Origin of the sequence: Streptomyces sp. NPDC057302 (genome assembly GCF_042667685.1) — a bacterium.
Lineage (GTDB): Bacteria > Actinomycetota > Actinomycetes > Streptomycetales > Streptomycetaceae > Streptomyces.
On record NZ_JBHUZJ010000093.1, the window covers coordinates 1 to 13270 of the forward strand.

The window sequence follows — 13270 nt, forward strand, 5'->3', positions numbered from 1 at the left end:
GCCCGGGGCGCTTTGACGTGCACTCAGAAGGCGATCGGGAAGAGCTCGTCGTACGCCCCCGCCCGGACGGCCAGCAGCACCGCGAGCGTGCGCAGCGGGGTGTGGTCGGCCACTTCCAGCTGCTCCCCGCTCTCCGCGCAGCGGTCACCCGCGCAGAGCCCCGCCCGCCGCCAGGCCGCCTCGGCGTCCGTGCCCGGACGCGTGATCCACACCCCGGCCACCGAGGACTCGAACGAGGCGCCCCTGCCGCTGGAGTACACGCCCTCACCGACCCGCAAGGCCCCCGACTCCCGCACCGCCCGCTGCCGCAGCCGCGCGTCGCCGCACGTCCCGGCGACGGCCGCGAGGCGCACGGCCCGGGTCAGCGAACCGTTCTTCCCCGAACTGCCTTTGCCCGAACTGCCGTTGCCCGAACTGCTTTCAGCTGAAGGGGACTTGACGGTACGCAGCACCGAATCCGGCGCGCACAGCCGGTCCCGGCCCCGGGCCGACGCCCCCAGGTCCAGGGCGCTCAGCAGCAGCCGGGCCTCGTCACCGGCGGGGATCGAGGCCGCCCTCAGCGCGGGCAGCCTGGCGTCGACCGTGCGGACCAGGGGGGCGCCCAGCGTCCGGGCGAGCTGGCGCAGGTTCACCCGGCCCGCCAGCTGCCCGGTGTCGTAGGGGGCCTTGCGGCGCGAGGCCGCCGGCAGCCAGACCTCGCGCAGCTGGCTGGCCAGCTGCGCCGCGAAAGGCTCGGTGTACCCGGTGCGCCCGGCGACCGCCATCGCGGCGGCCGAGGAGCCCAGCGCGCCCTGCCGCGCCTCCTTCCCCGGCCAGCCCATGCGGGAGTGCGCTCCGGGCGCGGGCGCCTTGGCACCCGCGCAGCCAAGGCGCAGGGCCAGATAGGTGGCCTGCGGATCGCCGGCCGTGCCGCCGGGCAGTGCCACACCGCCGTCGGGCCGCACCGCCGCAGCGCAGGAGGCCGGGTCGAACGCCGGGAGCTGAACGCCGAGTTGACCCGCCGCCGTGCGCAGCGCGTCCTCCGAGGCGAGCCTGACGGCGTCCATGCCGCGCCGGGCCAGGGCGCGCTGGGCGGCCGCGGCGAGCGCCGCCGTCCGCGGGGGCGGGGCAAGGCCCAGGGCGCCGGCGGTCTGCAGGAGCGAGATCGCGGCGCCCGGGTCCCGGGTGACGCCGGCCGGGGTCAGGGAGGCCAGCCGATCCGCCGCCCGGGTGCGCACCGGTGCGGGCACGGGCAGCCCCAGCCGGGCCAGCACCCGCACGGCCACAGCGGTGCTGCCCGGGTCGGCCGCCTTGGCCGTGCCCGCCGTGCGGTAGCCGTCGCCGCTGCGCAGCCCCTCCAGGGCGCGGGCCACCCGGGCCCGGCCGGGGCTGCCGCCCGCGGCGAGCTGGGCCTCGACGGCGAAGTCGATCTGGGCGATGGCGGGAAGGCCCGAGGACTCCAGCAGGCCCTGCTCCGCCGCGGAGGCCCACGGCCGCATCCGGTCCGGTTGGACGTGCACGCCGCGCGAGCCCGCGAGCTTGGCTGTGCGCAGCCGCCAGGTCGTCTCGTACAGCGAGAAGGGCGACGCCGCTGTGGACCGGGCGCCGTCCACGAAGTAGCCGCGCTTGCCGTCGCTCACCCAGGAGTCGAGGAGCAGCTGCCGCGCGTCGACGCGCGGCGCACCCGCACCCGTACCCGCACCGGCGCCCGCATCGGCGTCCCGCACTTCGGCGGGTCCGCCAAAACCGCAGCCCGTGACGGCCACGAGCAGCGCGACGCAGCAGGCCCGCACCGCTGCCTTGCGCAAGCGGTGCGGGCCCGGGGCATGTGTGCCCATCAGCTGTAGGCCCTGTCCTGGCTCGTCACGGTGAAGAAGGACGAGCCGAACTGGAAGGTCCCGGACACCGAGTGGCTGATCCGGAACACGTTGGAGTAGTCGGCCTCGTTGGGCGGGTAGAACGCGACCTGGTCGTAGGAGTGCTGGCTGTACCAGTTGCGCTCCACCTCGGTGCTCCAGCTCGCCTCGGCCGAGCTGCCGGTGCTCTTGACCGCGGCGCCCTCCGGGGCCCCGACCACGAAGAACGGAGCGCCGACCGAGCCGATGCGCCACGTGTCGGTGTGCTTGATGCTGTCCGCATCAAACGGTCGGGTACCGAGCCAGGCCACATCGGACTTGGTGTCGGTGAAGATGGCGTAGTACTCCATGAACGGGACCTTGACGAAGCTGGACCCGGCCGCGGAGATCTGCCCGGGGGCGCCGCCCGCGGGCGAGACCCGGCTCGACTTGGAGGACTCCAGCCACTGGTCACGGGTCGGGAAGCCGGACTGGTCGCCGTGGCCGCCGCTGTCCCCGCCCCCGCCGCTGTCGCCGCCCGTGCCGCTGTCGCCGCCCGTGCCGCCCGTCGTCTCGCCCGCACCGCCCGTCGTCTCACCGGTGCCGCCGCCGGTGGCGCCGGTGGTGTCGGCTGCCGTACCGGGTGCGGGCTCCTGGGAGGGGGCGGCCTTCTGACGCTCCGTGCGCTCCTTGGCCGCCGCATCGACGAGCCGGCGCTTGTCGCGTACGGACGGGTCCGCGACCCGGACCTCGCCGTGCGCGTCCTCCTTGTGCACGACGGTTCCCGGTGTGGCGCTCTCGGCGGCCTGGGAGTCCGAAGCGCCCTGGGTCACTCCGAGGGCGACTCCGGCCAGGAGCAGCGCGGCCACGCCGGCGAACGAGGCCGAGCGCCTGCGGATGGCGATCCCCATGGTGGGTCCTTTCTGTGTCGACGGTGTACGGGGGTGGGTCGGGGTCACGACTGCGGGCGCCGGACGAAGATGTCGGGCTGCTTGTTGGTGTCACCGGCGACCAGGTTGGTCGCGTAGGAGGCGAAGACGACGGAGCGCGCGCTGAAGTCGGATTCGGGGAAGTAGCTGGCCGCGTCGGCCTCCTGGCCCTCGTTGCCCACGCTGATCCGGCGCAGGCCGCCCTCGGGCAGGTCGGCGACGAAGATGTCGCGCACCTTGTTGGTGTCGCCGGGAACCAGGTTGGGTCCCGCGGACGACATCGGTACGTGCTTGGAGTCGCCGCTGATGCTGGCCCAGAACGTGCCGCCGGGCGCGGGCACGCCGTCGGCCCCCTTGTCGAGCAGACGCAGCGTGCCTTCCTGGAGATCCTGCAGGTAGGCGTGGTTCTGCCCGGTGGAGGGGCTGTCCGCGGTCAGGTTGGTGGCGTGCGAGTTGAGCACCACGTAGCGGTTGTCGTCGCTGATGGTGCCGCCGATGGTGATCTGGTCGGACTCGACGCCCGCGGCATTGACGCTCAGCCGGGTGGTGCGGCCGGTGCGCACGTCGTGCAGGAACTCGTCGACCTTGCCGTTGGTGTCCCCTTCCACCAGGTTGGTGGCGTTGGAGAAGAGGGTGAGGAAGCGGCCGTCGGCGCTGATCTGCGTGCCGTCGGTGGCCGCGTTGCCCGGGGTGCCGTCGGAGCTCCTGCTCGTGCGCACCACGGTTCCGCTCTGCATGTCGCGCACCACGCTGTCCCAGGTGTCAGGCGTGTCGCCGCCCAGGATGTTGGTGGCCGCGGTGGTGAAGGCGACGTAGCGGCCGTCCGCGCTGACGGTGGGCCGCATGCTGTCGTTGTCGCCCTCCTTGCCGTCCTTGTCCCGGGAGACCAGGACGCTCTTGCCGGTCCGCAGGTCGGCCCGGAAGATCTGGGACTTGCCGCCACGCGCCCCGGGGGCCAGGTTGGTCGAGTCGGCCGCATAGACGACGTAGCGCCCGTCGTGGGAGATGATCGGGTCGATGCTGGTGCAGCCGTTGGACTCGGCGCCGTGGATGCCGGTGTTGACACGGGTCGTCCTGGCCTTGCCGAGATCGCGCAGGAAGACGTCGCTGCAGTCGTTGCGGTCCCCGCTCACCAGGTTGCTGGCGTGCGACGCGAAGACGACCAGGCGGCCGTCACCGCTGATCGAGGCCCGCTCACTGGGGCCGTTGGCCGGTTCACCGCCCCGGCCCACACTGACCAGCAGGGTCTCCTCGGCCGACGCGGCGGCCTTGTCGGTCTTCTCCGCGGCGGGCGCGGGCGCGGCGGTGGCCGCGACGAGCGCCAGCGCGGAACCCAGCAGCGCTCCGCGCGTGGCTCGTGCGCGCCCCGCTCGTTCCTTGGTCATTCAAGCCTCCTCGTGCCGCAGCCACGTGGCCGTCGGTTGCGGCAGAGATTCACACCGGCGGCTCGGGAGGTGCTCGAGAGGACCTTGACACCGCGCCGGAGCAGCGCTGCGCTGCGTGCGGGAGGCGGACAGGGCACAGCCACCCGGGTCCGCGGGGGAACGAAGAACCCGGATGGCTGTGGTTCAGGAGGCGGCGCAGAACGCCGCCGGCGGCCGGGCCACCAGGCGGCCCGGAGCGCGGCGCGGCAACGGCCCGCCGCGGGCCGGCTCGGGCCGGCTCGGCGGGAGCACCGCCGTGGGCACCTCGCCGGTCACCGCCGTACTGCAGAGGAGGCAGCGGGCCGGGCTCATCGTCGGGCGGGCCCGCGGCCTTGGCGGCCGGCGCCGGGGCGCCGTCGTCTCCACCGGCCGTTGCCCGCCCGCACGTTGCCCGCCCGCACGTTGCCGGTCCGGACGTTGCCGGTCCGGGCGGCGGCGCGGGCGGCGGCCGGGCCGGTGGTCACCAGGCGACGGGAAGCGAGCTGACTCCCCTGATCATTCCTTTGCCCCAGACCACTTCGCCCTCGGCGACGGCCAGCCTCAGCGCGGGAAAGCGCCGCAGCAGCGCGGTGAGCGCCACCTGGAGCTCGGCCCGGGCCAGGGGCGCGCCCAGGCAGTGGTGGATGCCGGGGCCGAACGCGATGTGCCGGTTGGCCGTGCGGCCCAGATCGAGCCGGTCGGGCTCGGGGAACACGGCGGCGTCCCGGTTGGCCGAGGCCGTGGAGGGGATGACGCCGTCCCCCGGACACACGACCGTGGAGCCGATCTTGAACTCCTCGGTCGCGATCCGGATGGTGCCGCCGCTCACCGGCCCCGGCGTCCAGCGCAGCAGCTCGTCCACGGCCTCGGCCGGGAACTGCTCGCCACCGCGCAGCGGTTGCAGCTGTTCGGGGTGGCGCAGCAGTGCGAGCACCGAGTTGGCCAGGGAGTGCGCCACCGTGTGGTACCCGGCGGTGATCAACGTTCCCGCGACAGTGACCAGTTCGGCGGCGCTGAGCCGGTCGTCGTCCCTGGCCGAGATGAGCGCGGAGAGCAGATCGGCGGAGTCGGGGTCCTGGGGCGGCCGGCGCGCCTTCTCGGCGACCAGGTCCCGCAGATAGTCCGCGAGCCGCTCCCTGGCCCCGGCCACCGCCTCGCCCGCCCCGGGCTCCAGGGTCAGGGCCGCGTCCGTCCAGGCGCGGAAGGAGTCCTGGTCGGCCGTCGGCACGCCCAGCAGTTCACAGATGGTGATGATGGGCAGCGGCATGGACAGGTGGGTGACGAGGTCCGCGGGCGGGCCCGTCTCCTGCATCACGTCGAGCAGTGCCTCGGCCGTCCGGGCGATCCTCGGCTTGAGCCGCTCGATGCGCCGGCTGGAGAAGGCGGGCACCAGCAGCCGGCGCAGCCGGGTGTGGTCGGGCGGGTCCATCGCCATGAGCGAGTCGGGCTCGGGCCTGGCCGGGCCCAGCCGCACGGCGCCCTCCCGCGTGGTGGCCGCCCGGCTCAGGCGCTGGTCGGAGAGGACCGTGCGCACGTCGTCGTACCGGGTGACCAGCCAGGCCTGGTACCCGGTCGGCAGCCGCACCCGGGCCACCGGGTCGCTCTCCCGCAGCGCGGCGAACTCCTGCGGCGGGTCGAAGAGCTGATCGGGCTGGAAGGGGAAGCGCAGTTCACCGTCGGTGTCGTCCGCCATGTCAGTTCTCCACTTCCATCTGCCCCATCATGCCCATGGTCAGGTGGCCCATCAGGTGGCAGTGGTACATGAACCTGCCGGTGTAGTCGGTGAACTTGATCTTCACCCGGGCCTTCTTGCCCGGCATCACCGTGATGGTGTCCTTCAGCCCGGCCTCGCTCGGCGCGGGCGTCTGGCCGTCCCGGTCCACCACCAGGAAGTGCTCGAGGTGCGTGTGGAGGGAGTGCGGGATGCCGAACTTGGTGTCCGTGTTCTCGATCGTCCAGATCTCCGTGTCACCGATCTTGGGCCGCAGGTCCACCCGGTCGATGTCGAAATGCTTGTTGTTGATGAGGTGGTGGCCCGTGGCCGGGTCGAAGGACATGACGAAGCTGCGCTCCACGGTGGCCTTGCCCAGGTCGGGGACGGGGCGCAGCACATCGGGAACCCGGCTCGGGTCCTCGGCGGTGCGCACCACGTCGAAGCGCATGACCTCGGGGGCCTCACCGGGGAAGGCGATCAGGTTGCGCAGCACGATCTTCGAGCCGACCGGGAAGCGCGAGAAGTCGATCACGACTTCCTGGCGCTCGGCGGGCCAGACCTCCACCGTCTTGGTCGTGACCGGGGCCGGCAGCAGACCGCCGTCGGAGGCGATGTGCGTCATCTCGTGGCCCTCCTCCCCCAGTTGCAGCAAGAAGGCCCGCTCGTTGGCGGTGTTGGTCAGCCGGAAGCGGTACTTGCGGGCCGCGACCTCGAAGAACGGGCGCGGGGCGCCGTTGACCAGGACGGTCGGCCGGTCCATGAAGTCTTCCAGGTTGTAGACCAGTGTTCCGTCGGCCGCGAGCTTGGCGTCGCGCAGGTACAGCGGGACGTCGTACTTGCCCTTGGGAAGGGGCAGGCGCTCCTCGAACTCGTCGCTCAGCAGATAGCCGGCGGCCACACCCCGGTAGATGTTCTCGGCGTGCGCCTCGTGCGAGTGGTCGTGGATCCACATCGTCGACGCCCGCTGCGTGTTGGGGTAGAGGAACGCCCGGCTCGTGCCCGGCGCGTTCTCGTCGTGGGGGTGGCCGTCGTACCGGGCCGGCACGTGTCCGCCGTGCAGATGCATGGAGAAGGGCACATCCAGCTCGTTGACCTGCTGGATGACGACCGGGCGCCCCCGGGTGGCCCGGATGACGGGCGTCAGCTCCCCGTTGAAGGTGCGCATCGTGGTGGTGGTGCCGGGCAGGATGGTCGTCTCCACCTCGCGCGTCGTCAGCCGGTAGTAGTCGTAGTCCGTGATCCCGGCGATGGGACGGCCCTTGGTGCGGACCGGGCGCAGCGCGCGGGGCACGCGCAGCGGCACACGGAACTTCTGTTCGGCCGCGACCGCCTTGGACGCCGTCCCCGTCGTACCGAGAGCGATCGCGGCGCCGGATCCGACCGCAAGAAGTCCCGTGGCGGCTCCCGCCTTGAATATCTGTCTGCGCGTCAGCACCGTGTCTCCTCCGCCCGGCCGCCGAAGCCGCCGCCTGTCTCCCCCTGCATGTCTGTACGCCGCATTCACCCCCAGTGCGCTCGGTGATCGCTAGAGCGTCGGTGCAGCCGGTGACGGAGTCCGGTGAATCTTGTGCTGCGCCGCCTGGGCCCGGGGCCGTACCACCAGCAGATCGACGTTGACGTGCGCGGGGCGGGTCACGGCCCAGGCCACCGTGTCGGCGATGTCGTCCGCGGTGAGCGGCTCGGCCACGCCCTCGTACACCCGGGCCGCCTTGCGCCCGTCGCCGCGGAAGCGGTTGAGCGCGAACTCCTCGGTCCGCACCAGGCCCGGCGCGATCTCGATCACGCGCACCGGCTGCCCGCACAGCTCCAGGCGCAAGGTGGCGGTGAGCGCGTGCGCACCGTGCTTGGCCGCCGCGTAGCCGCCGCCGCCCTCGTACGTCGCGTGCCCCGCGGTGGAGGAGAGCACGACGACCGTGCCGTTGCCCGAGGCCCGCAGGGCGGGCAACAGCGCCTGGGTGACGTGCAGGACACCGAGCACGTTCACCTCGAACATGGCCGCCCAGTCGGCGGGATCGCCCTCGGCGACGCTCTCCGTGCCGATCGCCCCGCCGGCGTTGTTGACCAGGACGTCGACCGCGCCGGCCGCGGCCGCGAAAGCCTCCACCTGGGCCCGGTCCGTGACGTCCAGGGGGTGGGCCAGCGCCTCGTGCCCCTGCCCGGTCAGCTCTTCGGCGAGCGCCTCCAGGCGGTCCTTGCGGCGCCCGGTGAGCACCACGCGGTAGCCCTGCGCGGCGAGCCTGCGCGCGGTGGCGGCTCCGATCCCGCTGCTGGAGCCGGTGATGACAGCGGTGGGGATGGTCATGAAAAGGGGCCTCCTGCTCGGGCACGGGGCCGGAGACTCACCGGCCCCCAGCAGCGTGCCCACCGCCACTCGAGTGCCCCTGCAGTGCCTGTCGCACGGCGGGCGGGCCCGCCGTGCAGGGCGGCCGCCACCCGCGGTTGCCCGGGCCTTCGATACACACTGCAGCCATTCTTGAGTCGCCCTGCGGAGCATGCCGAGCCTCGGATCAATCCAATTCGCACCGCCCGCGGTGCGGTGCACCGTCCCGGTCTTCGCTTCCGGGACTGAGGAGGAACCCGTCATGCACGCGACCCCAAGCCGCCCGGACCCCTCGACCGTTGGCAACGGCCCTCTCGCGCGCCGCGGGATGCTGGCCGCGCTGACGGCAGCGGCCGTCCTGGTCCCCACGGCCACGGCATCGGCGACACCCCGCCAGCGGCGCCACCCCGCCGGAGCGGTCATCCAGGCCGTCGCCTCCGCGACGGGCATCGAACTGAGCACGCGGACGGTGCCGGCGGGGCCCGTCACCCTCTCGGCCTCCACCACCGAGCCCAAGCAGCAGCCGCTGGGCCTCATCCGGCTGCGCCCCGACACCGCCCTGGACACCTTCCTGGGCCACTACAAGACGGCGGCGACCGCCACGGACCCCGCGGCGCGCCGGGCCGCGCTCGCGCAGATCGACTCCGAGGCCCACTACTTCGGCGGTGTGGCGGTCACCGCGGCCAGCGGCACCGTCGGCGTGTCGTGGATCCTCGCCCCCGGCACCTACCACCTGATCAACTACACGACGGTCGACCCCGCCCGCCCCGAGATCGGGACGCGCGAACTGCGGGTCGGGCCGCCCGAGCACCGGCCCGTCCAGCCATGGGCCCCCACGCAGGTCATCGCCCCCTACGACGACGGCCCCAACGGCCGCTTCCTGACCGCGCCGGTGCTCCCCGCCAAGGGCACCTTCCAGATCGTCAACCACTCCGCGCAGCTGAACGAAGTGATGCTCTACAAGGCGACCGCCGAGGCCACCACCGAGACCGTCACGGCCTGCATGGAGGCGCTGCGCCAGGGCAAGGAGCCGGCGCTGTTCCCCTTCACGGGCCTGCCCGCCGGACTCACCCCGCTCTCCCCCGGCGCATCCGCGGTCCTCTCGCTGTGCCTGCAGCCCGGCCGCTACCTGATGACCAGCTTCATCAGCAACCGCACCACCTTGACCAAGCGCGCGTTCGAGGGCATGTGGCAACTGGTCACCCTGCGCTGACCCTTCCCCATGCCGCCCTGGTCCTTACGAGAGAGAGTTGAACACGGTATGAGGACAGTGGCTCAACGAGACGGACGGCGGCGCATCCTGCTGTCGACCATCTCCTCGGACGCCCACACCTGGAATCTGGTCTTCCTGCAGCTTCTCCTGGAGGAATCGGGCCACGAAGTCGTCAATCTCGGGCCCTGCGTACCGGACCAGCTGCTGATCGAATCGGCGCGCAGGGTCCGTCCCGACGCGGTCGTCATCAGCACCGTGAACGGACACGGAGAGCTCGACGGCGCCCGCGCGGTCCGTAAGCTGCGCGCCGATCCCGTGGCCCGGGACATCCCCGTGATCATCGGGGGCAAGCTGGGGACCATCGGGGAGACCAGTGACGCGGCGGCCGCGTCGCTCATCGAGGCGGGATTCGACGCGGTCTTCTCCGACACCGCCGACACCGCCGTCTTCGGCCGCCTGATCGCCGCTCTGCCCGCAGCGCGCACGGCGGCCCTGTCCGCCGCACCCGAGGCCTCCGAGGCGCTCCCCCGGGCGCACCGCACCGCAGAGGGCCGCCAGGCATGACCGAGTCGAATCTGCCGGCGCCCCTCTCCGCCGACCTGGGCACCTATGTGCGCCGGGCCGCCGCCGCGAACGAACTGGTGGTCCAGCCCCGGATGGGGATGGCCGAACCGGACACGATGGCGGCAGGGCTGCGCGCCGTGGGCGCCGTCCCGCACCGCACCGTCGGCACCATCACCCTGGACGCCTACACCCGGGTCGGCGAGCACGACCACGCACGCGCCGCGCTGGCCTCGGGCAGCAAGCTGAACGGATTCCCGATCGTGGTGCACGGCCCGGACGTCGCCGCCGAGGTCGCCTCGGCCGCCGCCGGGCGGCCCGTCCAGGTCCGGCACGGATCCGCCATCCCCCTGGCCATCTTCCGCACGATGGCAGAGGCGGGGCTCACCGCGAGCGAGGGCGGCCCGGTCTCCTACTGCCTGCCCTACGGCCGGACACCGCTGGCCGAGTCGGTCGCCAACTGGCGGGAGAGCAGCGCCGAGTTCGCCGCGCTCACCCGCAGCCGCAAGCTGCGGGCCCACCTGGAGACCTTCGGCGGCTGCCTGATGGGGCAGCTGTGCCCGCCCTCCATGCTCATCGCGGTGAGCCTGCTCGAGGGGCTGTTCTTCGCCCAACAGGGCGTGGAGAGCGTCTCGTTCAGCTATGCGCAGCAGACCGATGCCCGGCAGGACGTCGAGGCGCTCGCCGCGCTGCGGCTGCTCGCCGACGAGTGGCTGCCCGCCGGGATCGACCACCACATCGTGCTCTACGCCTACATGGGGGTCTTCCCCGGCAGCCCCCAGGGCGCCCAGCTCCTGATGGACCGCAGCGCGGAGCTCGCCGTTCGGGGCGGTGCCCAGCGGCTGATCGTGAAGACACCGGTGGAGGCCATCAGGCTGCCCACGGTCACGGAGAACGTCGCCGCCCTGCGCTCCGCCGCCCGCCTGGCGGCGCAGGCCCGCGGTGAGAGCCAGGTGCCCTGGGCCCGCGAGGTCGACCCCGGCGAGGTACTCAGCGAGGCACGGGCACTGATCGAGGCCACCCTCGACCACCACGACGACGTGGGCACCGCGCTCATCAGGGCGTTCCGGTCGGGCGTGCTCGACGTGCCCTTTTGCCTGCACGAGGACAACCGGGGGCTGACCCAGGCCGGCATCGACGGCGAGGGACGGCTCTGCTGGACCAAGACGGGCCGCCTGCCGCTTCCCCCCTCCAGCCGCCTTTCCGCGGCAGGCAAGGTCACCTCCGGGCGGCTGCTGCAGATGCTGCGCTACACCGCCGACCGGCACGATCTGCTGGCGCTGGACGCCGCCCCGGCATCGGACTGGGAGGAACAGCCGCACGAGCCGCCCCCGGAACTGCCCCCGGCGCCCTACCGCATCGCCCTGGTGGGCACCGGGCCGCGCGGCACCTCCGTGCTGGAACGGCTGGTGGCGCGGCTCGCCGAGCGGCCCGCCGACCGTCCCCTGGAGGTGTACGCGGTGGACGCGGCCCAGGTGGGTCCCGGGCGGATCTGGCGCACCGACCAGCCCCGGTGGTCGCTGATGAACACCGTGGCCGGCGAGGTCACCATCTTCTCCGGACCGCCCGACGCCGGCCCGGAGCGGGCGGGCGCGGGCCCCTCCCTGTACGAGTGGTGGCGGACGGTGGACCCGGTGGCCGCGGATCCCGGCGTCTGTGCGCCGCGCGCCCTCTACGGGCAGTACCTGAGCCATGCCCTGGACCGGATCGCGCAGACCCTGCCCCCCGAGGTGCTGCGCCTGCACCGCTTCGCGGGCATCCACGTCCAGACGCTCGCCAAGGAGGCCGACGGCCAGTTCCTGCTCAGCCTGGACGACGGCCGCCATCTGCGGGCCGACCGGGTGGTGCTGACGACCGGTCATCCGCTGCCCGGCCTGCGGCCCGACCAGCAGGCCCTGGCCGACTTCGCGCAGCGGCGCCCGCATCTGCGCTACGTACGGGGCGACTCGGCGATCGACATGCCGCTGGAGAGCATCCCGGCGGGCTCGGACGTCGGCGTCCTTGGGCTGGGTCTCTCCTTCTACGACGTGACCGCCGCCCTCACGGTGGGACGCGGCGGAAGGTTCACCGAAGGCCTGGCGGGCGAGCTGGTCTATCTGCCGAGCGGCCGGGAACCGGTGATCACCGCGGGGTCCCGCAGCGGTGCCCCGCTGTTCGCCCGGGGCCTGAACCAAAAGGCCCCCGGGCACTCCTACCGGCCGCGGCTCTTCACCCACGAGCGGATGCGCGAGGCCCGGCGCAAGGGCAGGCTCGACTTCCGCCGCGATGTGCTGCCCTGGCTGCTGGCCGAGGTGGAACTGGTGCGCTGCGCCGCCGAGTTGCGCCGCGCCTACGGTCCCGACATCGCCGCACGGTTCCTGGGCCGGGCCACCGAGGCGGCACGTCAGACGCCAGCAACAGGCGCCGCGCCCCAGCAGGCCGTGGCCCAGGTGGCGGCCAGGTGCGGTCTGGAGAACCTGGAGCCGCTCGACCTGGAGGCCTGGGCCCTGCCCTTCCGCGGGCGGACCTTCGCCGGCGCCGGGGAGTTCCGGCAGGCGCTGACCGCCTTCCTCCACCAGGACCTGCGCCTGGCGGCCGAAGGCAACGAGGACGGGCCGGTCAAGGCGTGCCTGGACACCATCCGCGACGTGCGCGGGGTGATCCGTAGCGCCGTGGACTTCTCCGGGCTCACCCCCGACTCCCACCGGGAGGACTTCCTGCGCGACTTCGTCCCCCTGGCATCCCGGCTGACCACCGGACCGCCCGCGGTCCGGGTGCGCCAGGTACTGGCCCTGATGGAGGCCGGCGTGCTGCACATCATCGGCCCCGGTGCCCGCTTCGGCGCCGCCCCGGACGCCGGACGGTTCTTCGTGGAGTCCCCGCACGTCGCCGGCAGCCGCAAGCTCCTGGACTCGGTCGTCGATGCCCGGATACCCGAGCCGGACCTGCGGCGCACGCACACCGGCCTGTCCGCCGGGCTGCGTGAGGCCGGACTGCTCACGGCCTACGTCAACCGGGGCCCCGACGGCACCGAGTTCGCCACCGGCGGCGTCGACGTCACCGCCTCGCCCTACCACCCGGTGGGCGCCGACGGCCGGGCCGAGACCGGCCTGTACGTCCTGGGCATCCCCAGCGAGTTCACGCGCTGGTTCACCCAGGTGGGCAGCGGGCGGCCCGGGGTGCGGGGCGAGTTCGCCGCCGACGCCGACGCGATCGCCCAGGACGCCCTGGCCGGGGCCGAGCGCGGTGTGCGGCTCGGTGGTCTCGTGCTCGGTGAGCGCTGGCGCACCCTGCTGGACGCCGAGCGGGGAGGCGAGGGCCGATGAGCGGTGCGCCG

The 13270-nt window shown here is 73.3% G+C and carries 9 protein-coding genes; 3 read left to right on the top strand and 6 right to left on the bottom strand.

Annotation, left to right across the window (positions count from 1 at the left end; translation table 11 throughout):
* Positions 1-23 precede the first annotated feature (23 nt).
* The 6 genes from ACFUPX_RS38455 to ACFUPX_RS38480 all read right to left on the bottom strand — a co-directional run bounded on the left by ACFUPX_RS38455 (position 24) and on the right by ACFUPX_RS38480 (position 8162).
* Entirely contained in the window at positions 24-1817 is a 1794-nt protein-coding gene (locus ACFUPX_RS38455; protein WP_383333328.1) for a hypothetical protein, read from the bottom strand.
* Positions 1817-2725: a hypothetical protein gene (locus ACFUPX_RS38460; RefSeq protein WP_383333330.1), complete on the bottom strand. Its 909-nt coding sequence runs from the start codon at positions 2723-2725 to the stop codon at positions 1817-1819. Before ACFUPX_RS38460 ends, ACFUPX_RS38455 begins: the two co-directional genes overlap by 1 nt.
* Positions 2726-2769: 44 nt before the next feature.
* A complete protein-coding gene (locus tag ACFUPX_RS38465) occupies positions 2770-4128 on the bottom strand; it encodes a TolB family protein (RefSeq protein WP_383333332.1) in 1359 nt (452 codons plus the stop codon).
* Positions 4129-4627: 499 nt separating this feature from the next.
* Positions 4628-5839 carry a cytochrome P450 gene (locus ACFUPX_RS38470; protein WP_383333334.1) on the bottom strand — a complete coding sequence of 404 codons (1212 nt, stop codon included), beginning with the start codon at positions 5837-5839 and terminating at the stop codon, positions 4628-4630.
* 1 nt (position 5840) lies between these two features.
* The gene (locus ACFUPX_RS38475) at positions 5841-7295 is read right to left on the bottom strand and encodes a multicopper oxidase domain-containing protein (RefSeq protein WP_383333336.1); all 1455 of its coding nucleotides are present in this window, start codon (positions 7293-7295) and stop codon (positions 5841-5843) included.
* Between the two features lie 90 nt (positions 7296-7385).
* Positions 7386-8162, bottom strand: a complete 777-nt coding sequence (locus ACFUPX_RS38480; protein WP_383333338.1) for an SDR family NAD(P)-dependent oxidoreductase — start codon at positions 8160-8162, stop codon at positions 7386-7388.
* A 280-nt stretch (positions 8163-8442) separates the two neighbouring features.
* Here ACFUPX_RS38480 and ACFUPX_RS38485 point away from each other — a divergent pair, with 280 nt between their 5' ends.
* Genes ACFUPX_RS38485 through ACFUPX_RS38495 form a run of 3 tightly spaced genes read left to right on the top strand, consistent with a single transcriptional unit; the run spans position 8443 to position 13259 of the window.
* Positions 8443-9393 (top strand): hypothetical protein, encoded by a 951-nt coding sequence (locus tag ACFUPX_RS38485; RefSeq protein WP_383333340.1) that lies wholly within the window; start codon positions 8443-8445, stop codon positions 9391-9393.
* A gap of 48 nt (positions 9394-9441) precedes the next feature.
* Positions 9442-9957 carry a cobalamin B12-binding domain-containing protein gene (locus ACFUPX_RS38490; RefSeq protein ID WP_383333341.1) on the top strand — a complete coding sequence of 172 codons (516 nt, stop codon included), beginning with the start codon at positions 9442-9444 and terminating at the stop codon, positions 9955-9957.
* Positions 9954-13259, top strand: coding sequence for an FAD/NAD(P)-binding protein (locus tag ACFUPX_RS38495; RefSeq protein ID WP_383333343.1), 3306 nt, complete (start codon positions 9954-9956; stop codon positions 13257-13259). Before ACFUPX_RS38490 ends, ACFUPX_RS38495 begins: the two co-directional genes overlap by 4 nt.
* The last annotated feature ends 11 nt before the right edge of the window (positions 13260-13270 follow it).